The organism is Chitinophaga lutea (assembly GCF_003813775.1).
Taxonomy (GTDB): domain Bacteria; phylum Bacteroidota; class Bacteroidia; order Chitinophagales; family Chitinophagaceae; genus Chitinophaga; species Chitinophaga lutea.
On record NZ_RPDH01000001.1, the window covers coordinates 560,739 to 579,838 of the forward strand.

The following is a 19,100-nucleotide window of genomic DNA, read 5'->3' on the forward strand; positions in this document are numbered from 1 at the left end:
CAAAAAAGGTGGCGTTCCTTGGAGCGCCACCTTTTCTATTTCCGGGAAACTGTTATTCCCCTTCGTCGAAATCGTTTTTCTTTTCCCCGCCTTTGAATATCCGCTTCACCACCTTGCCCAGCCGGCTGATGTTGCGCAGCTGTTCCTGTATGGGCCGCAGCGTGATATCGCCTTCCTGCATGCCGGGTTCGTTATTCTCCGTGGTGCGCTGTTCGGGATACACGAGCACCACGTTGTTGTCTTTAAAATGACGGCCGATGCGGGCCGGGATGTTTTCGAGATAAGGCTGATACGACAGGGTGCCTTTGCGGGCAGACACCACCACCAGCAGATCGTCGCGCGAGATGTTGCGGGCCAGCACGAGGAAGTCTTCGAGGTTGTCGAGGTGCCTGAACGTGATCTCCACGCTGGCTTTCGCTTCCGCGATAAAGCGCTGCACCGCGGCCTGGGTGCGGCCGGTGCTGTATACCACTATTTTCGCCCCGGCCTGTTTGGCCAGCAAAATGATCTTCTGCATGTAATGCGCGAAGCCCAGTTCGTATTCGGTGTTCTGGGGCATCACCAGCACCATTTTTTTAGTGGTGTTGATGGGATGGTTCAGCTGGCAGACGTACACGGTTTCCCATACGCTCTGCAGCACATTGTCTGTGGTGGTACCGAAGAGGTTGCCGAAAATGCGGTCGGTGGCGGAGTTTTTGTCGCTCCAGCCCAGCACCACATCCGAGATCAGCAGTTCTTTCACGGCCCGGGAAATGCCGTCGGTCACGTTGAGGTCTACCCGCGTCACCACCTGCACGTTGCTTTCGGAGGCGGCGGCGTGTATCACCATCTTTTCCATCATCTTGTTGCTGACGAATATTTTTTCCTTCGCTTCCTCATCGTCCTGCACCACTACGAGCGGGTAGATGGGCGCCGCGTTGGCAGGGTCTTTCACCATGAGCGTAAAATCGAGCAGGGCTTCCATTTTCCCGGGGTTGGCGATGGGAATGAGGAAGTGCTCCGGGCCGCCGGTGATTTCAGGTTTCTTTTCCGCTTCGCGGATGGCCAGTTTACGGCCCGCGCTTTCGGTCACGAACGAGCCTACCATGCAGGTGATCAGGATGAGCACGATGGTGCCGTTGAGCACATTTTCGTTGATGATTCCCATGTTGAACCCGATCAGCACCACCGCGATGGTGGCGGCCGCATGTGCGCTGCTGAGGCCGAATATCACGTTACGCTGCGTGGCGGTGTAGCCGAACGACAACTGGGTGAAAAACGCGGCCAGCCACTTGCTGAGCAGGGCCATGGCAGTCAGCGCGCCGGCGATGATCAGCGCTTCGGGGCCTTTGAGCAGCACCCGCAGGTCCACGATCATGCCCACCGATATGAGGAAAAACGGGATGAACAGGGCGTTGCCCACGAACTCGATGCGGTTCATGAGCGGCGAGGTGTGCGGGATGAGCGTATTGAGCGCCAGCCCGGCCAGGAACGCGCCGATGATGGCCTCCACGCCCGCCAGTTCCGCCAGGAAGGCCGCCAGGAACACGAGGGCCAGCACGAATATGAAGTGCGATGTTTTATCGTCTTTGATCTTCTTGAAAAACCACCGCCCCACCGCCGGGAAGCCCCACATCACGATCACCGTGAACACGGCCAGCGAAATGCCCAGCTTCAGCCAGAAAGCGGTATTGAGGTTGCCTTCCTCCGCCCCGGTGATGATGGCCAGTATCAGCAGCACCGCAGTGTCTGTAATAATGGTGCCGCCCACGGCCACGGTAACGGCTTCGTTTTTGGTGATGCCCAGCCGGCTGGCCAGCGGGTAAGCCACCAGCGTATGGGTGGCGAACATACTCGATATCAGCAGCGAGGCCATCAGGGAAAAATGCAGCACGTAGGTGCACAGAACGTATCCCAGTATCAACGGTATGAAGAAGGTAAAGGCGCCGAACACCATACTGCGGTGGCGGTTCTTGCGGAACTCGGTCATATCCAGCTCCAGCCCCGCCAGGAACATGATATACAGCAGGCCGGCGTTGCCGAAGAGGTTGATACTGCCTTTTTCTATGATCTTGAAACCATGGTCGCCGATGGCCATGCCGGCCAGAATGAGGCCGATGATGCTGGGGATGCGGAATTTCCGCAGGATGATGGGGGCCAGGAGTATAATAAACAAAACCAGCGAAAAAATGGGCACCGGGTCCTTCAGCGGCAAACTGAAACTCATTAATAAAACCAATCCTTTCATCTATAAATATTTATCATTCAATGTCAGATGGAACCTCTCACATGGTGGTTTCATGGCCGTTAATTTACAACCATTCTTTCAAACCACGGCATTGCCAAAAAAATGTAACTTTGCAAAAACAGCTGACTGACCATGGGTTATACGGGAACAGGCGTGTCCGTGAAAGAAAAGGAAGAAATGCTGGTGGAAACAGCCGAGCAGTTCCCTTTCAGTTTAATAGTATGGAACGATGATGTCAATACTTTCGAATGGGTGATCACCTCACTCATGGAAGTATGCGGCCATACGGAGGAGCAGGCGGAACAGTGCGCGCTCATCATCCATTACAACGGCAAATACGCGGTGAAGGAAGGCGAGTACAGCGACCTGAAACCCATGTGCGAGGCCCTGCTGGAAAGAGGCATCAGCGCCACCATTGTTGAAACGGTTCCTTCTTAATGCCCCTTTTTTATATACCCGACGACGAACTGATTTTCCCGCCGTTATCCGGAGCGGATCCGGACGGCCTGCTGGCCATCGGCGGCGACCTTAGCACAGAGCGGCTGCTGCTGGCTTACCGCTCGGGCATTTTTCCCTGGTATAGCCGTAAACCCATTCTCTGGTGGGCGCCCGACCCGCGCTTCGTATTATTCCCGAAAGAAATCAGGGTATCGCATTCCATGCGGCAGGTGCTCCGGAAAGGGGATTTCAACATCACCATCAACACCGATTTCGCAGGCGTGATCAATAACTGCCGCACCATTCCCCGCGAGGGGCAGGACGGTACCTGGATCACCCGCGATATGATGGAAGCCTACCTGCGGCTGCATAAGGAAGGGCATGCACTGTCTGTGGAATGCTGGCAGGATGACCAGCTGGTGGGCGGCTTGTATGGCGTAAAACTGGGGCGCTGCTTTTTCGGGGAAAGCATGTTTGCCAAAGTCACCAATGCCTCCAAAGCGGCTTTCATTACGTTTGTGGAACAATACCAGGATGCGCTGGAAATCATCGACTGCCAGGTGCACACGCATCACCTCGCCTCGCTGGGGGCGCGGTTCATCAGCCGCGTGAGTTTCGTGGACCTGGTGCAGCGGCACGCGCTATAACTTCTCATCCACCGGTTCCCATAACTCGATCTTGTTGCCTTCCGGATCCATAATCCAGGCGAACTTGCCGTACTCGAACACCTGCATCTCCCCCACTATCTGCACGCCTTCTTCCTTCAGCGCGGCCAGCAAGGCTTCGAGGTTTTCAACCCGGTAATTGATCATGAATTTCTTTTCAGACGGCGCGAAATATTCCGTGCCGTTTTTCATCGTGCTCCATTGCGTAATGCAGACCTTTTCCGGGTTATCCGCATCGCGCCACTGGAACGAAGCGCCCCACTGGTTCACCGGCAGGCCGAGGTGGCGGCCGTACCATTCATTCATTTGCTGCGGGTCTTCGCACTGGAAGAACATCCCGCCGATACCTGTCACTCTTTTCATAAGTAAATGATTATGTCGTCAATGAATGCATGCTGATAAACGCAATGGCCCGGGAATGCTCCCCATACCACCCGCTATTTTTTCTTCTTCGTGTATGAACCTTCAAAGAAACATTTGATGCCGCGGTATGCGCCGCAGCCGGTTTCGGTGATGGTCACCCGGCTGCTGCTGAATTTGAAGTCGAGGATGCAGGAAGTGCGTTTGTCGCGGAACTGCCCGGTGGTGGCGGATGTAAAACGCCCTACCCCGTCGAGCTCCCCGGTACAGGCGCCTTTATCTTTGGAGAAATGAATATAGAACTGGAATTCCTTCGGCGTTTCCCCGTCGCGGATAGACACCAGGTTCTGTTCGCCCGCCGTGTAGTTGGCGGAGAACTTATGTTTACGGGGCAGTGTATCGATGGGATTATAAATGCCCGCATTCAGCGGTTCGTTGGAATTGGTCAGGATGAGGATGAGGCTGCCGTCGGGATTGGCGGCATACACATCGTCGCGGGTGGAACGCTGCGTTTCCGTGCTCACGCGGATGTTGAACTTCTCGTCGAGCACAAATCCCATGCGCGGTTTGCCGCTGATGTTCCGGGCTACGAGGTGGCGCTTCAGGAAAGTGCCTTTCTTGTCGTACAAACTCAGCCAGGCCGCGCTGCCTGCTTTCGTTTTGCCTTCCACCACAAAATACAGCATCTCGTCGCGGCTGATCAGCGCGCGCGGGAAAAAGCGCGGTTGCTCCGTGGCACCGAATACGCCTTTGGCCAGGGTATCCGGCAAAAACTGTTTCACGACCTTGGCCTTGAACGCCAGGCTGTCTGCCAGCGGGCGCCGCAGCGAATCGGCATTCAGCCGGTAAACCTTACCCTCCGGGAAAAAACTGCGGAAATCTGCAAAGGTGAGCACACGGTCTTCTTCGTTTACCGCTTTGGGTTTGTTGTTGCAAGCCGCCAGCAGGCCGGTCATTAGTGTCAGGAGTAGGATTCTGCTCATATTTTGCTGTAATTGGCCGAAAAGGTAAATAATATTCCATATATCCCCATAGGTTATTGTAATTCAAAAATATTATTTAGATTTGTCTAAATTATATTTTAGATATCATGAAGTTGACGACGGCGGAAGAGAATTATATCAAATCCATTTACAAGCTGCAGGACGGAAACGCGGCGGTGAGCACCAACGCCATTGCTTATGAGCTCGACACCAAGCCGGCCTCTGTGACGGACATGGCCAAGAAGCTCAAGGAGAAAAAACTGATCGACTACGAAAAGTACCAGGGCATCACGCTCACGGCCGAGGGGCGCAAGCTGGCCCTCCAGATCGTGCGGCGGCACCGTTTGTGGGAGGTGTTCCTGGTGGAGAAACTGTCGTTCAGCTGGAACGAAGTGCATGAAATCGCCGAAGAGCTGGAGCATGTGGGGAGTGAGAAACTGGTAAACCGCCTGAGCGAATACCTGGGCAACCCCACCACCGATCCCCACGGCGACCCGATACCGGACGCGCACGGCAAGATCAGCAAAAGCAGGCAGCTGGTATCGCTCGACAAAGCGACGGGGCGCCGGCTGGAGGTGGCCGGTGTATCCGACCAGTCGTCCGCGCTGCTGGAGTTCCTCCATGCCAAGGGGGTGAAGCTCGGCATCCAGATCGATATCATCGAGCGGTATGAATTCGACAACTCGGTGGAGATCAAAATAAAAAACCAGCCCGCCTTCACCATCAGCGAGCAGGTATCGAAGAGCATTATGGTAAAAACATTGTAAGCACGAAATATTGACAGCATAGCGCATCCCGCTATGCTGTTGCTGTAAAAAGACGAATACGATTCACATGAAAGTACAGGATCACGCGGCATCACTCAGCGAAGTACATCAGAGCGTAGACACGACCGTTCAGCATAAATCAGGTTTCCGGAAGATACTGGCCTTTTTCGGGCCTGCTTACCTGGTGAGCGTGGGGTATATGGATCCCGGCAACTGGGCCACCGACCTGGCCGGCGGCAGTAAGTACGGCTACACGCTCATCTGGGTGCTGCTGATGAGCAACCTGATGGCCCTGTTGCTGCAAAGCCTCAGCGCCCGGCTGGGCATCGTGCGGGGCCGCGATCTCGCGCAGGCCAACCGCGAAACCTATCCCGCCCCGGTCAATTTTCTGTTGTACATCCTCGCCGAAATCGCCATTGCCGCCACCGACCTGGCTGAAGTGCTGGGCATGGCCATCGGTATACAATTACTGACGGGCCTGCCGCTGATGTGGGGCGTATCCCTCACCGTGCTCGACACCTTTTTGCTGCTGCTCCTGCAGCGCTACGGCATCCGCAAAATGGAAGCGTTCATCATTGCACTGGTGGCCATCGTGGGCACCTCTTTCCTGATACAGCTGCTGCTGGCCAAACCCGATCTGCCCGAAGTGGCCAAAGGCTTCATTCCTTCCCTGCCTGACGATACGGCGCTGTACATCGCCATCGGTATCATCGGCGCTACGGTCATGCCGCACAACCTGTACCTGCATTCCGCGCTGGTGCAAACCCGCAAGATCCAGAAAACGGATGCGGGCATCAAACAGGCGCTGAAGATCAATTTCTGGGATACGGCCATCGCCCTGAACCTCGCGTTTTTTGTAAATGCCGCCATCCTGATACTGGCCGCCTCCGTGTTTTTCACGGCCGGCCACACCGAAATAGCCGACCTCCACGAAGCGCACCGCATGCTGGAACCCCTGCTGGGCAGCAAATTGGCGCCCATCCTCTTTGCCGTGGCGCTGATTGCCGCCGGGCAAAGCTCCACGGTAACGGGTACACTGGCAGGTCAGATCGTTATGGAAGGTTACCTGCGCCTGCGTATCAATCCCTGGCTGCGCAGGCTGATCACGCGCCTCGTCGCCATTATCCCGGCCCTGCTCGTGATCTGGATTGCGGGCGAAGAAAAGATCGGCGAGCTGCTGGTGTTCAGCCAGGTATTGCTCAGCCTGCAGCTGGGCTTTGCGATTATCCCGCTCATTCACTTTGTGAGCGACAAACATACCATGGGCAATTTCACCATCAAACCTATCGTAAAAGTCGCCGCATGGCTGATTTCCACGGTGCTGGTATATCTCAACGTCCGTATGGTGTGGTCGGAAGCCGGCAGTTTCATCAGCCAGAACCAGCTGTGGTGGGTGGATGTGCTTATCTACCTGGTGGGCTTCGCTTTTATCGCCCTGCTCGTGATCACGGTGATCTATCCTTTCATCAGCCGCTACCGGCAAAAAGGATCCGCGCGTATGCATGCTACCAAAGTAACGCTCGGCAGCCTGGAAGCGCCTGTATATAAAAAAATCGCCCTGGCGCTCGACTTTTCGCAGAACGACGAAAAGGTCATCGCCAACGCCCTGGCGCAGGGCCGGCCCGATACGGAGTACGTGCTGATCCACGTGGTGGAAAGCGCCTCGGCCCGTTACTTCGGCAAGGAAGCCAACGATTTCGAAACGCAGAAAGACCAGGAACAGCTCGACACCTACCTGCGCCTGCTGGCCGGCAGGGGCGTCAAAGCGAAAGGCGTGCTCGGATATAAACACCGCGCCAAATCGATCGTACGCATCGTGCAGCAGGAAGAAGCCGACCTGCTCGTGCTCGGCGGGCACGGCCATACGGGCCTGAAAGACTGGCTGTACGGCGAAACGGTGAACTATGTGCGGCATTATGTGCATATCCCCGTGCTCGTGATCCAATAGGTTAAAACACATCGTATGCAACACCTGTTTCAACCCGGCGACATTAAAACCTTTACCCGCAAGGTGCGCGCGGAAGACTGCGCCACCTTCGACAGCGGGGCCGTGCATCCCGTGTATGCCACCTTTGCGCTGGCGAGGGATGCGGAATGGTGCTGCCGCCTGTTTGTGCTGGACATGAAAGAAGAGAACGAAGAAGGCATCGGCACCATGATCAGCGTGGAACACCTGTCGCCGGCCGTTGTCGGCACCACGGTGACCTTTACGGCGGTTGTTAAAAAGATCGAAGCACATACCATTCTCTGCAGCTTCACGGCGCAGGTGGGGGAACGCCTCGTAGCGCGGGGAGAACAGGAACAGAAAGTGCTCAAAAAAGAAAAGCTCGAAAAACTGTTCTCCACGCTTTAAACGGTTTCACCGGGCAGTGTAGACTGCCTCTTCACATTATAAAGCCATAAAAAAAACGGCCCGGTTGAACCGGGCACCGGCCGGCCGCAATGCTGGTCTTTTTTTTACGCGGCAATAATTATCTTTAAGCATGAAAATTCCACCTCCTGTGGCCAGCCCTGCCCCTATGCCCGCCAGAATTGTTGCCGTTGACGTGTACCGTGGTTTCGTGATGTTGCTGATGATGGCGGAAGTGTTGCGCCTTTCCAACGTTGCAGAAGCTTTGCCCGGCAATGATTTCTGGGCTTTTCTCGGCTGGAACCAGAGCCATGTGCCCTGGACGGGCTGCTCGCTCCACGACATGATACAGCCTTCATTTTCTTTCCTTGTAGGCGTTGCCCTGCCCTTTTCCATCGCCGGCCGCATGGCCAAAGGCGCCACGTTCGGCGCGCTGCTGAAACATACGCTCGTCCGTTCGCTGATACTTATCCTGCTGGGCATCTTCCTCCGGTCGATCAACCGGAGCCAGACGAATTTTACGTTCGAAGACACACTGACCATGATAGGCCTGGGGTATCCATTCCTGTTTCTCATCGGCTATTCGCGGCAGCGAACGCAGGTGATCGCGCTGGTACTGCTGCTGGTGGGGTACTGGCTGGCATTCGCATTATATCCCCTTCCTCCCGCAGGCTTCGACACCACCACGGTGGGCGTACCGGCGGGCTGGGAGCACAACATGAACGGGTTCGCCGCGCACTGGAATAAAAACACCAACCTGGCCGCCGCATTCGACCGCTGGTTCCTCCATCTCTTTCCCCGTGAAAAACCTTTCCTGTATAACCGCGGCGGTTATACTACGCTGAGTTTCATCCCCACCCTGGGCACCATGGTGCTCGGTCTCTTCGCCGGCCACTCGCTCAAATCCGGATCGGCGCCGCGGGAACGGATACGGTTTTTCCTGCTCACCGGCGCGGCGCTCGTTGCGGTGGCGGCGCTTCTTCATTTCACAGGCATCTGCCCCATCGTAAAACGTATCTGGACGCCCTCCTGGACGCTCTTCAGCGGCGGGCTGTGTTTCTTTTTCCTGGCATTCTTTTACTGGCTCACCGACGTGGCCGGGCATAAAAAAATCATGCTGCCCCTGATGGTGATCGGCATGAATTCCATCGCCGCCTACGTGATAGCCGACGCCGGGATCGCGGCATTTATCAGCAGTTCCTTATCCACCCATCTCGGTGAGAATTTCGGGCAGGTGTTCGGTAACGCTTATGCCCCGCTGGTACGGGGCATACCGGTGCTGGCGCTGGAATGGCTGGTATTGTACTGGATGTACCGGAAGAAAATCTTTATCAAAATATAAACCGCGTCAGAGCCCGAGCACTTCTTTCAGCCGGGGATAACCGGTTTTGCTGACGAGTATCTTGCTGCCGTCTTTCAGGATGGCGAGGTAGGTTTCTTTTTCATACGGGTCTATCCGCGTGATCTGCCCCACGTTCAGGATATACGACCGGTGCACGCGGATGAACTGCTGTGCATCGAGCATTCGCTCGAAAAACGACATGGTTTTATTTTTCAGGAAAGCCCCTTCCTGCGTAACGATTTTCACATAATCATCGGCCGCCTCCAGGTAGTGGATATCCTGCACGGGAATGATCTTGATGCGCCCGTTGATTTTCACCACCACGCGGTTGTGCTGCGCGGGCATATCACGGCCGGCGGTGTCGAGGAGCTCCTGCGTCAGTTCCGTTTTTCGCTCCAGCATTTTCTGCAGGGCCTTATCGAACCGGTCGCGGGAGAAGGGTTTCAGCAGGTAGTCGATCGCGTTCACTTCAAATGCCCGGATGGCGTATTCTTCAAAGGCCGTCGTAAAGATCACGCAGGGGATCTTGTCTACCAGTTCCAGCATTTCGAAGCCGTTGATCTTCGGCATTTGGATGTCGAGAAACAACAGATCCGGCTGATGCTGCTGAATGGCTTTCAGTCCTTCAAACCCGTCGTTACATTCAGCCAGCACCGTTATCTGCGGGTAGGCCTGCAGGTATTCCCTGACGAGTTCGCGGGCCAGGGGTTCGTCATCGATCAACACTGCTTTTATCATGGAGCTGCGGTACTTTTATGATGGTGGTAAAGATATTCTGATTCGTTTGAGTTTCCAGCAGGTCGTGGCGCCCGAAGAGCAAAAAGAGCCTGCGGCGGATGGAATTGAGGCCGAAGCCGGTGCCCTGCTGTACCTGCTGGTGCATCTGCGGGTCGAAGGGGTTGCTGACGGCCACTGTCAGCACATTGCGCTCGCGCTTCGCCTCGATGGTGATATTGATCGCTTCCGTGGTGTCGTACAGTCCGAACTTGATGGCGTTTTCCACGACGGGCTGCAGCAGCATGGGCGGTATCTGGAGGCCGTCCGCATCGTCGGGCTGTGTAACGGTGGTGGTTAAACGGTGGCGGAAGCGTACTTTTTCGATATCGAGGTACAGCTGGAGATACTGCAATTCTTCCCGCAGTGGGATCCACAGCTGGTCTTCTTTTTTAAGCGTGCCGCGCAGAAAATCGCTCAGCTTCTGGATCATCTGCCGCGCCTCCTCGGGCCGCAAACTCACCAACGCATTGATGGAGTTCAGGCTGTTGAACAGGAAGTGCGGTTGCAACTGCTGGCGGAGTTTATACAGCTCGGCCTCCCGGGCGAGTTTTTCGGCGGTTTCCTTGCGGGCCAGGGCCTCACGCTGCTCGTCTATCTCGTACATGAAAAAACTGATGAACCCCGTGCCCGCGATCAGCGCCCAGCCCATGGCGAAGCGGATGGGCAGCGTGTCGGACAGCCACTGGATGTAGGCCGTATGCTCACCGTCGTTATAGATCAGCTTTAGTACAAACATCACGAGGGCGGCCCAGAGGGCGCTTTTCATCAGCGTGATCAGCGCCACATAAGCATATTTCCCTTTCGTCGGGCGGTAGTGTGCCTGCATTTGCGTCAGCACGGCGATCACTGTGAACAGCACGCCGTTATGGACCAGGCTGTCTACCAGCGATACCATGCCTTCCTGCCCCAGCCAGTGATGCAAAATAATGCGGTGCAGGTTGACGAATACCACGAAGCCGATGATGAAAGTATAGCGGTAAGGTTTTTCCTTGAGCAGGTGTGTAGCCAAAACAGACGTTTTAAGATTTATACATTCAGCTCAAAGGACTTCTGTGATTGCAGCTGCGCCGCTTTCATCTGCAGCAGCGCTACGTAGCTGCTGGCATTTTCGGGCTCTTCCACCCGGGAATAGAGCTCCATGCCGTCTTTCAGGTCTTCCAGCGCAAGCAGTTCCGGCACGTTGATGAAACGCCATTCCACCAGTTCTTCCTTCTGGTTGCGGAACGCATATTGTTCCTGCTCCCCGATCTGCTGGGCTTTTTTCCAGGCTTCCTGTTTGCTCACTGCGCTGATGAGGCGCAGCTGCTCATCGAATTGCGGCAGGTGTTCCCCTTTTCCGCAAATGATCTGGTAAACTATCTTCGCAACAAACCAATACATGTTAAAACGGTTTTCAGGTGATGTAAGGATGGATGGAGGTATCAAAACAATGGATAAAAGTAATGGCGGAAAGAGAGTTTAAAAGCTTTTGAGTTCGACCCCGCCGAACGTACAGGAACCTCGCAGCACCAGTACTTTATCGACGGACGCAGGCACTACCATCCGTTTGTCTTCAATTCCCCCGAACACGGTATTCACGTCTATTTTCACGTCCCAGTGCGAGGGCACAACCAGTTCAATGCTACCGAACATCGTGGTGACGTCGAGGATGACTTCGCCCTGGATATCGGCCTGCATGAAATTCAGCTCCGTGCCGCCGAACATGGTGGTCACATTGCCGCCTTTGAAGTTTTTCGACAGCACTACTTTATTGGTGCCGCTGAAAATGGTGGTGCTCTGTAAAAAATCTTCCGGGCTGGCGGTGGAGCTGCTGCCGGCGATGATATCGTTATACCGCCGGTTGCGGCTGGCAGACCGCCCGATCATCACCACACCGATCACGATCAGCACGATGGGCCAGAAGAACCGTTGCAACTGCCAGGAAAACGGCAGGATATCGTTGATCAGGAATATCGTACCGATGAACGTCAGGATGAACCAGCCCGCCCCCTGGAATTTGTTTTTGAGGCCCATGATGAAACCGATCAGTATCAGCAGCATCGGCCATGAAAACACCCAGTGCGGCAAATGCAGGTCGAGCTTGCGGAGCAGGAAAGCGACACCGATGATCAGTACCACTACCCCACCCAGGATGCCATTACTTCTGTTATCAGGATGACGATTATAGCTGTTCATAAATTGTATTTGTTTTTAAGTTTATGACACAAATCTACAACGGCGCCCCTGGGGCAACAATGCCGCTTAGGTATAGCAGGGGGTTTTACCGGTAAAATGGGGGAAATCGCCGGTGAAATTGACAGGATTTGCAGCAAAATGAGGGTTTAGGGGACGGGATAACCGGTGAAATCGCCGCGTTTGCGCCCGGCCGAGGCTGTTCAGCCGGTTTCAGGGCGTACAAGGAGGGCCTCCGGCATGGCGGCCGGCGTTATGAGCGGTTACAGCTCCACCACGATCGTTTCCCCGCCGAGTTTTTCGAGGATGTCTTTCACCCCGGCCACCATCGCATCGGGCCCGCAGAGGTAGAAGGGCTGGCGGAAGTCCTTGATTTTCGACCGGAGATACACCTCGTCGATCCGGTGATGGTCGTAGCCCGGCCGGGCCTCTTCGGTGAGGGTGTTGATGAAATTGCCGCCCAGTATTTCCCGGAACTCCCGTTCCAGGATGATGTCTTCCCGGGTCTTATTGGAAAAGATCAGTTTGTTCAGCCCCACCCGGCCTTCGTGCTGCAGCTGCCGGAAAATGGCGATAAAAGGCGTCACCCCGGCCCCGCCGGCAATGAACGTGCCCTCGCCCCGGTACTGGATGGCGCCCCATACGTCGTGTATCCGCAGGCTGTCGCCCGCCTGCAGCTGCCCCAGCTGGTGGGTCACCCCGGAATGGTCGTCGTAAATCTTGATGGTGAACTCCAGGTGGTCCCACTCGTTGAGCGCGGTAAAGGTGAACGGCCGCAGCTCCTGCTCCCAGCCCGGTTTGTTAACGGCCACATCCGTCGCCTGCCCCGGTATGAACCGGTATCCGGCGGGCTTCTCGACAGTAAAGCGTTTCACATTGTGGGTAACGGGAGTTATATCTAATATTGACACTATATGTTCTTCCATGACGCCCGGGTTTATTCTTCTCCGAATTTAAGTTAATTATCACATTTACGGCCTTCATCCTCCCCTCAAATGTGTTACCTTTGCGGCAATTCTTAAAACAATAACTCAGCAATATGCCGGCAGAAAAAATTCAGATGATTAACGGGCAGATCAAGGTCCCTGCCCATCCCATTATTCCGTTTATTATTGGCGACGGCATTGGTCCGGATATCTGGCGTGCCAGTGTAAGGGTATTTGATGCGGCCGTGGAAAAAGCCTACGGCGGTACGCGGAAAATCGAATGGAAGGAAGTACTGGCGGGCGAAAAGGCTTTCCAGGAAACCGGCGAATGGCTCCCGAAAACCACGCTCGACGCGTTGAAGGAGTACCTGGTATCGATCAAAGGCCCCCTCACCACCCCGGTAGGCGGCGGCATCCGCTCCCTGAACGTGGCCATGCGCCAGGAGCTGGACCTCTACGCCTGTGTGCGCCCGGTACGCTGGTTCAACAAAGTGCCCTCTCCCGTTAAACGCCCCGATAAGGTGGATATGGTGATTTTCCGCGAAAACACGGAAGACATCTATGCCGGCATCGAATACATGTATGGCACCGAAGGCGCCAACAAACTCCTGAAATTCCTGCAGGAAGAGCTGGGTGTGAAGCAGATCCGCTTCCCCGAAACGTCTTCACTGGGTATCAAACCCGTGAGCAAGGAAGGTACGGAACGCCTCGTGCGCGCGGCCATCAGGTACGCTATCGAGCACAAACGCCCCACCGTGAGCCTGGTGCACAAAGGCAACATCATGAAATTCACCGAGGGCGGTTTCAAAAACTGGGGGTACGAACTCGCCGCCCGCGAATTCGGCGACTACGTGTACACCTGGGAACAATGGGAAAAAACCAAAAAGGAAAAAGGCGAAGACGAAGCCAACCGCGAAATCAAGGTAGCGCAGGCCCACAATAAGATCATCATCAACGATGTGATCGCCGACAACTTCCTCCAGCAGATACTGCTCGCCCCGCAGGACTACTCCGTGATCGCCACGCTCAACCTGAACGGCGACTACATTTCCGACGCACTGGCGGCCGCAGTAGGCGGCATCGGCATCGCACCCGGCGGCAACATCAACTACGCCACCGGCCACGCCGTATTCGAAGCCACACACGGTACCGCGCCCCGCTTCGCCAACACGGACACCATGAACCCCTCTTCCGTGATCCTCTCCGGCGTGATGATGCTGGAATACATGGGCTGGAAAGAAGCGGCAGATATCATCGTGGAAGGCCTCAGCACCGCCATTATGCGCAAAAGGGTGACCATCGACTTCTACAAACTGATGGACGACGCCACACTCGTAAAATGCAGCGAGTTCGCCGACGAAATCATCAAACAGCTTTAATACCGCCATACGGATAACGGATATGGATATAGAAATTCTTTAATTCGTTATCCGTATTTGAAATTCGAAATTGACTTTTGTATATTTCGTGTTTACTATCAGCACATATTAAAAAAACATTACATCGATGTCACAAAAAATCAAAGTTGCAAACCCTGTGGTTGAACTGGATGGCGACGAAATGACGCGAATCATCTGGAAGTTTATTAAGGACAAACTGATCATTCCATATCTCGATTTAGATATCAAATATTTCGATCTCGGCATGGAGCACAGGGATGCCACCAACGACCAGGTAACCATCGACGCCGCCAACGCCATCAAACAATACAATGTAGGCATCAAATGCGCTACCATTACGCCTGACGAGCAACGCGTGGAGGAATTCAAGCTGAAACAGATGTGGAAATCACCGAACGGCACCATCCGTAACATCCTCGATGGCACCGTGTTCCGCGAGCCCATCGTGATGAAGAACGTGCCCCGGCTCGTTCCCAACTGGACGGCGCCCATCTGCATCGGCCGTCACGCGTTCGGCGACCAGTACCGCGCTACCGACTTCGTGGTAAAAGGCAAAGGCAAGCTCACCATCAAATTCGAAGGCGAGAACGGCGAAGTGATCGAGCATGAAGTGTACCAGTTCAAAGGCGACGGCGTTGCCCTGGCCATGTACAACACCGACGAATCCATCCGTGGTTTCGCCCGTGCATGTTTCAACCAGGCGCTGCTGAAAAAATGGCCGCTGTACCTGAGCACCAAAAACACCATCCTGAAAAAGTACGATGGCCGTTTCAAAGATATTTTCGAAGAAACCTACCAGAAAGAATTCAAAGCCGAGTTCGACAAAGCGGGCCTCACTTATGAGCACCGCCTCATCGACGACATGGTGGCCAGCGCCCTGAAATGGAACGGCAACTTTGTGTGGGCCTGTAAAAACTACGATGGCGACGTACAGTCAGACACCGTGGCGCAGGGCTTCGGTTCTCTCGGCCTGATGACCTCCACCCTGGTGACGCCCGATGGCAAAACCATGGAAGCGGAAGCAGCGCACGGTACCGTTACCCGTCACTACCGCGACCACCAGGCGGGCAAACCCACTTCCACCAACCCGATCGCTTCCATTTTCGCATGGACGCGCGGCCTGGAGTTCCGTGGCAAGCTGGACAATAACCAGGAGCTGATCAACTTCTGCCAGGCGCTGGAGCAGGTTTGTATCGAAACCGTGGAAAGCGGCAAGATGACCAAAGACCTCGCGGTTTGTATCCACGGCAACAAAGTGGAGCATGGTAAACACTACCTGTACACCGAGGAGTTCCTGGAAGCGCTGGATACCGCGCTGAAAGCCAAACTGAACAAATAGATTGTTATACAGCTGATAACGAGCACGTCCCGCCTCACCGCGGGACGTGCTTTTTTTACGCCCGGCCGACCCTTCAGGCCACCATAGCCCCGCTCATCAGAAAGTGAACGAAAGTGTTCGTTTACTTTCTTACATTTAAGGGGTCAAAACCAAACCATCATGAAAAAAAGCCATTTTCTCCCCGCGCTGCTGCTGATGCCCGCGCTGGCGAGCGCACAAACCCAGTTCACCGTTAAAGGCAAAGTAGGGCAGCACAATACGCCCGCCAAAGTTTTCCTCCGCTACCCGCAGGACGGCAAGCTGGTAAGCGACTCTGCCGACCTGGTGAACGGTACCTTCCAGTTTACCGGCACCGTTGCCGAACCGGTCAATGCTACCCTGCTCCTCCGTCACACTCCCGCCGATTCACGTGCGGCCATGAATGCGGAGAGCGTTAAGCTCTACCTCGAAAGCGGTGTAGTGAATGTAGAAAGCGCCGATTCAATGAAATTCGCCAAGGTGAAAGGCGGTCCGGTGAATGCAGACAGCAAAGCGCTGCAAACCGCCCTGGAACCGAACGAGCAGAAGTTCAAAGCGCTGGATGCCGAATACTATGCAAAACCCGAAGCGGAACGTAAAGACAAAGATTTCATCGCTTCCCTGCAGGAAAAAGGCAAAGGTTATTTCGAAGAGCGGAAAGCCATCCTGAAGAAATTTTTCGAAACGAACAACAAATCCGTAGTGGCGCTGAATGCACTGAAAGAATACGCCGGCGGCGCACCGGAATACGGCGACATACAACCGCTGTTCGCCAAACTCGCCCCGGCCGTTCGTGACGGCAAAAGCGGCAAGGCGTATGCAGAACAGCTGGAAAGAATCAAAGCGGTATCCATCGGCGCCGTGGCGCCTGCCTTCACACAAAACGACCCCGAAGGCAAACCCGTATCGCTGGCTTCCTTCCGCGGCAAATATGTGCTGATCGACTTCTGGGCCAGCTGGTGCGGCCCCTGCCGTGCTGAAAACCCGCACGTGGTGAAAGCGTATAACGAATACAAAGACAAAAACTTCACCATCCTCGGCGTTTCGCTCGACCAGCCGGATGCCAAAGACAAATGGCTGAAAGCGATCGCGGACGATAACCTCACCTGGACGCAGGTATCCGACCTGGCTTTCTGGGACAATGCTGCCGCCAAACTCTATGCGGTACGTTCCATCCCGCAGAATTTCCTGATCGACCCGAACGGCGTCATCATCGGTAAAAACCTGAGAGGCGAAGGCCTGACCAAAAAACTGCAGGAAGTAATCAAGTAGTTTTTGATAATTTGCATGAACAGGCTGCCTTTTCCAATCAAGGCAGCCTGTTCTGTTTTATAACAATGCTGTATGTGCCTGAAAGTGGCGGCCACACAGCGAATGGGCCCTTGCAAAAACGCAACAGGCCCTGCCGCCGAGGAAAGCAAACCCTGATAACTGGCGGTGTGCGCACCGATAAACAACCAGCTGTGTGCAAAAAAAAGCCGGTATCTCCAGGATACCGGCCTTAATAAAATATCTGAATACCCGGAATATTCGCTTTAACGGAAATACGTCATCAGCTTTTTATCTTCCCCGTACACGTCTTCATAAAACTGCATCTTCCCGTCTCTCAGTTCCGCCGTGAAATAACGGATGTAAATCGGCAGGCGCTTGTGCATGGTGTATTGTTTCTGCTGCTCGTTGTCGAGCCAGGTGCGCACACTGTCGCGGATAGCGGGCCGGGGATCGGCGCGCACCATGTACATGGCCAGGCTGTCCCACTGTTGCACCCGCACGCAGCCATGACTCAACGCACGGTTAGAGTTGCTGAAAAGCCCGCGGGCATTGGTATCGTGCAGGTATACGCTGTATTTGTTCATGAAATTGAACTTCATCACACCGAGCGAATTATCCAGGCCATCCATCTGCCGCAGCACATATGGAAAATAGTTTTTGCTGAGCCTGCTCCAGTTGATCGTATCGGGACTCACTACGTTACCCCGGTGGTCCACTACCTCGAGGTTTTTCTCCGCGAGGTAGCCCACATTCTTTTTGATCTGCGGCAGCATTTCCTTAAACACGATGCTGTAAGGAACGCGCCAGTACGGGTACAGCACAAAGTTGGTCATGACCGAGTTCAGCACCGGCGTGCGCGTGCGTGGCGTACCTACGATCACGCGCGATTCAAGCACCATCGTATCGCGCTCCATCACGTTCAGGCGGAAGGCGGGTATATTGACGAGCAGATAACGTTCGGGGAGGGAATCGGGGAACTTCCGCCAGCGGTCCATATTGAGGCCCGCCTGCAGCAGCCAGTCTTCAGGCTGTTTGTTCAGCGTCTGGATAGTGCGTTTGCCGGCCACGCCATCGGGGTAAATATTAAACTCCCGCTGAAATGCTTTCACCGCGTTTTTTAATCCGGCGGTATCGGTCGCCGGCATGCCGGTGGTATCGTACAGCCCGGCAGCCATCAGCCTCATGGCGAGCAGGCGGCGGAATTGCAGGGTGTCGGTATATGTCTGGGGAAGTGTGTCCCATTGTTTGCCGCCGTATTGCGATTTAAACAGCTGGATGCCCTCTTTCAGCTCCACGTAGCCCGTATGCACCGGCTCACGCTGTTGCAGGGTGGCGCTCACGTCGCCCTGCCGCAACGCCTCCTTCAGGAAACCGGCCAGTACCGTGTCGGAATAAGCGGAATCGCTGCGCAGGGTGATGCTGTCTCGCGGCGCGATGCCGTAATGCAGGTCACTGGCCATTTTCACAAACGCATCGGTGAGCAGCACATCCATTTTCGCCCAGAGCGCGGCATCTTTCCGCGAACGATCCAGTTGCTGCTGAACACCCTCGAGCGCGGCTTTGTGATAACGCGCGGGCGGCAGGCCGTAGTTATCGGCGTTTTTGATCCAGTCGAGCAGGCTGAACACCGACTTGTGCATGCGGCCATTGTCCGACCAGATGGCTGCGCCCTGATGTTGTGCGTAAGCGTATTGCAATGCGGACAAACGGAAGGCGGCCACACTGTCTTCCATCAACCCGTCGTTACCGGCAATATATTCCAGGCGTTCGGCCACCTGTGCCGCCACTACTTCATTCAGCTGACGCGGATCCTGTACGATTTGCTGCTGTTTGGGTTGTCCTTTTTTACGGCCACAGGCCGCGATGCCAATGATGATCAGTAAAATCCATCCTGCTCTCAAGTAATTCATGCGGGTAACGATCTGTTATTATTCATCGAATGTAGAATAAATTACAAATACCGTGCAGGAATTAACGTGTTATTTACAATTGGGGCGGCGGCGTTTCATTCACAGCCTGGTATAATCGACGTGACGCAGGAAACGAACCGGTCACGCAACAAAA

The 19,100-nt window shown here is 54.8% G+C and carries 18 protein-coding genes; 9 read left to right on the plus strand and 9 right to left on the minus strand.

Going from position 1 to position 19,100, the window contains the following annotated elements; genetic code table 11:
- Nucleotides 1-52 precede the first annotated feature (52 nt).
- Entirely contained in the window at nucleotides 53-2,227 is a 2,175-nt protein-coding gene (locus tag EGT74_RS02170; protein WP_123844895.1) for a cation:proton antiporter, read from the minus strand.
- A 132-nt stretch (nucleotides 2,228-2,359) separates the two neighbouring features.
- Between EGT74_RS02170 and EGT74_RS02175 the strand changes: the two genes are divergently transcribed.
- Nucleotides 2,360-2,665: an ATP-dependent Clp protease adaptor ClpS gene (locus tag EGT74_RS02175; RefSeq protein ID WP_123844896.1), complete on the plus strand. Its 306-nt coding sequence runs from the start codon at nucleotides 2,360-2,362 to the stop codon at nucleotides 2,663-2,665.
- Complete coding sequence (gene aat, locus EGT74_RS02180) at nucleotides 2,665-3,312, plus strand: leucyl/phenylalanyl-tRNA--protein transferase (protein WP_123844897.1); 648 nt, start codon at nucleotides 2,665-2,667, stop codon at nucleotides 3,310-3,312. Before EGT74_RS02175 ends, aat begins: the two co-directional genes overlap by 1 nt.
- On the opposite strand, the gene EGT74_RS27135 is transcribed toward aat, so the two are convergent.
- Together EGT74_RS27135 and EGT74_RS02190 are read right to left on the minus strand one after the other, a co-directional pair.
- Nucleotides 3,307-3,693, minus strand: a complete 387-nt coding sequence (locus EGT74_RS27135) for a VOC family protein (protein ID WP_123844898.1) — start codon at nucleotides 3,691-3,693, stop codon at nucleotides 3,307-3,309. The genes aat and EGT74_RS27135 overlap by 6 nt on opposite strands.
- 74 nt (nucleotides 3,694-3,767) lie before the next feature.
- A complete protein-coding gene (locus EGT74_RS02190; protein ID WP_123844899.1) occupies nucleotides 3,768-4,673 on the minus strand; it encodes a hypothetical protein in 906 nt (301 codons plus the stop codon).
- Between the two features lie 107 nt (nucleotides 4,674-4,780).
- Between EGT74_RS02190 and EGT74_RS02195 the strand changes: the two genes are divergently transcribed.
- From EGT74_RS02195 to EGT74_RS02210, 4 genes are all read left to right on the plus strand, one after another.
- On the plus strand, nucleotides 4,781-5,440 hold the full coding sequence (locus EGT74_RS02195) for a metal-dependent transcriptional regulator (RefSeq protein WP_123844900.1): 660 nt from the start codon (nucleotides 4,781-4,783) through the stop codon (nucleotides 5,438-5,440).
- Nucleotides 5,441-5,507: 67 nt separating this feature from the next.
- Entirely contained in the window at nucleotides 5,508-7,388 is a 1,881-nt protein-coding gene (locus EGT74_RS02200; RefSeq protein WP_123844901.1) for an Nramp family divalent metal transporter, read from the plus strand.
- Between the two features lie 15 nt (nucleotides 7,389-7,403).
- Nucleotides 7,404-7,793: a thioesterase family protein gene (locus tag EGT74_RS02205; RefSeq protein WP_123844902.1), complete on the plus strand. Its 390-nt coding sequence runs from the start codon at nucleotides 7,404-7,406 to the stop codon at nucleotides 7,791-7,793.
- Between the two features lie 130 nt (nucleotides 7,794-7,923).
- Nucleotides 7,924-9,132 carry an acyltransferase family protein gene (locus EGT74_RS02210; protein ID WP_220392792.1) on the plus strand — a complete coding sequence of 403 codons (1,209 nt, stop codon included), beginning with the start codon at nucleotides 7,924-7,926 and terminating at the stop codon, nucleotides 9,130-9,132.
- Nucleotides 9,133-9,138: 6 nt separating this feature from the next.
- Here the strand turns inward: EGT74_RS02210 and EGT74_RS02215 are convergent, their stop codons facing one another.
- The 5 genes from EGT74_RS02215 to EGT74_RS02235 form a co-directional block, all read right to left on the minus strand.
- A complete protein-coding gene (locus tag EGT74_RS02215; RefSeq protein WP_123844903.1) occupies nucleotides 9,139-9,870 on the minus strand; it encodes a LytR/AlgR family response regulator transcription factor in 732 nt (243 codons plus the stop codon).
- The gene (locus EGT74_RS02220; protein WP_123844904.1) at nucleotides 9,845-10,918 is read right to left on the minus strand and encodes a sensor histidine kinase; all 1,074 of its coding nucleotides are present in this window, start codon (nucleotides 10,916-10,918) and stop codon (nucleotides 9,845-9,847) included. Before EGT74_RS02220 ends, EGT74_RS02215 begins: the two co-directional genes overlap by 26 nt.
- A 17-nt stretch (nucleotides 10,919-10,935) precedes the next feature.
- Nucleotides 10,936-11,289: a DUF4288 domain-containing protein gene (locus EGT74_RS02225; protein ID WP_123844905.1), complete on the minus strand. Its 354-nt coding sequence runs from the start codon at nucleotides 11,287-11,289 to the stop codon at nucleotides 10,936-10,938.
- 78 nt (nucleotides 11,290-11,367) lie between these two features.
- Nucleotides 11,368-12,084, minus strand: coding sequence for a LiaF transmembrane domain-containing protein (locus EGT74_RS02230; RefSeq protein ID WP_123844906.1), 717 nt, complete (start codon nucleotides 12,082-12,084; stop codon nucleotides 11,368-11,370).
- A 260-nt stretch (nucleotides 12,085-12,344) separates the two neighbouring features.
- Nucleotides 12,345-13,007: an FAD-binding oxidoreductase gene (locus EGT74_RS02235; RefSeq protein ID WP_123844907.1), complete on the minus strand. Its 663-nt coding sequence runs from the start codon at nucleotides 13,005-13,007 to the stop codon at nucleotides 12,345-12,347.
- A gap of 113 nt (nucleotides 13,008-13,120) precedes the next feature.
- Between EGT74_RS02235 and icd the strand changes: the two genes are divergently transcribed.
- From icd to EGT74_RS02250, 3 genes are all read left to right on the plus strand, one after another.
- Nucleotides 13,121-14,386, plus strand: a complete 1,266-nt coding sequence (icd, locus tag EGT74_RS02240) for an NADP-dependent isocitrate dehydrogenase (RefSeq protein ID WP_123844908.1) — start codon at nucleotides 13,121-13,123, stop codon at nucleotides 14,384-14,386.
- 127 nt (nucleotides 14,387-14,513) lie between these two features.
- Entirely contained in the window at nucleotides 14,514-15,746 is a 1,233-nt protein-coding gene (locus EGT74_RS02245; protein ID WP_123844909.1) for an NADP-dependent isocitrate dehydrogenase, read from the plus strand.
- Nucleotides 15,747-15,905: 159 nt separating this feature from the next.
- Nucleotides 15,906-17,036 (plus strand): TlpA disulfide reductase family protein, encoded by a 1,131-nt coding sequence (locus EGT74_RS02250; protein WP_123844910.1) that lies wholly within the window; start codon nucleotides 15,906-15,908, stop codon nucleotides 17,034-17,036.
- A 263-nt stretch (nucleotides 17,037-17,299) separates the two neighbouring features.
- On the opposite strand, the gene EGT74_RS02255 is transcribed toward EGT74_RS02250, so the two are convergent.
- Nucleotides 17,300-18,946, minus strand: a complete 1,647-nt coding sequence (locus EGT74_RS02255) for a L,D-transpeptidase family protein (protein WP_123844911.1) — start codon at nucleotides 18,944-18,946, stop codon at nucleotides 17,300-17,302.
- Between the last annotated feature and the right edge of the window lie 154 nt (nucleotides 18,947-19,100).

What these genes read in the sequence shown, in the direction of transcription:
- EGT74_RS02250 (WP_123844910.1), top strand. Translation starts at nt 15,906, where the DNA reads ATGAAAAAAAGCCATTTTCTCCCCGCGCTGCTGCTGATGCCCGCGCTG.
- EGT74_RS02225 (WP_123844905.1), bottom strand. Translation starts at nt 11,289, where the DNA reads ATGTATTGGTTTGTTGCGAAGATAGTTTACCAGATCATTTGCGGAAAA.
- EGT74_RS02190 (WP_123844899.1), bottom strand. Translation starts at nt 4,673, where the DNA reads ATGAGCAGAATCCTACTCCTGACACTAATGACCGGCCTGCTGGCGGCT.
- aat (WP_123844897.1), top strand. Translation starts at nt 2,665, where the DNA reads ATGCCCCTTTTTTATATACCCGACGACGAACTGATTTTCCCGCCGTTA.
- EGT74_RS02235 (WP_123844907.1), bottom strand. Translation starts at nt 13,007, where the DNA reads ATGGAAGAACATATAGTGTCAATATTAGATATAACTCCCGTTACCCAC.
- icd (WP_123844908.1), top strand. Translation starts at nt 13,121, where the DNA reads ATGCCGGCAGAAAAAATTCAGATGATTAACGGGCAGATCAAGGTCCCT.
- EGT74_RS02230 (WP_123844906.1), bottom strand. Translation starts at nt 12,084, where the DNA reads ATGAACAGCTATAATCGTCATCCTGATAACAGAAGTAATGGCATCCTG.
- EGT74_RS02255 (WP_123844911.1), bottom strand. Translation starts at nt 18,946, where the DNA reads ATGAATTACTTGAGAGCAGGATGGATTTTACTGATCATCATTGGCATC.
- EGT74_RS02195 (WP_123844900.1), top strand. Translation starts at nt 4,781, where the DNA reads ATGAAGTTGACGACGGCGGAAGAGAATTATATCAAATCCATTTACAAG.
- EGT74_RS02245 (WP_123844909.1), top strand. Translation starts at nt 14,514, where the DNA reads ATGTCACAAAAAATCAAAGTTGCAAACCCTGTGGTTGAACTGGATGGC.
- EGT74_RS02200 (WP_123844901.1), top strand. Translation starts at nt 5,508, where the DNA reads ATGAAAGTACAGGATCACGCGGCATCACTCAGCGAAGTACATCAGAGC.
- EGT74_RS02215 (WP_123844903.1), bottom strand. Translation starts at nt 9,870, where the DNA reads ATGATAAAAGCAGTGTTGATCGATGACGAACCCCTGGCCCGCGAACTC.
- EGT74_RS02175 (WP_123844896.1), top strand. Translation starts at nt 2,360, where the DNA reads ATGGGTTATACGGGAACAGGCGTGTCCGTGAAAGAAAAGGAAGAAATG.
- EGT74_RS02170 (WP_123844895.1), bottom strand. Translation starts at nt 2,227, where the DNA reads ATGAAAGGATTGGTTTTATTAATGAGTTTCAGTTTGCCGCTGAAGGAC.
- EGT74_RS27135 (WP_123844898.1), bottom strand. Translation starts at nt 3,693, where the DNA reads ATGAAAAGAGTGACAGGTATCGGCGGGATGTTCTTCCAGTGCGAAGAC.
- EGT74_RS02205 (WP_123844902.1), top strand. Translation starts at nt 7,404, where the DNA reads ATGCAACACCTGTTTCAACCCGGCGACATTAAAACCTTTACCCGCAAG.
- EGT74_RS02210 (WP_220392792.1), top strand. Translation starts at nt 7,924, where the DNA reads ATGAAAATTCCACCTCCTGTGGCCAGCCCTGCCCCTATGCCCGCCAGA.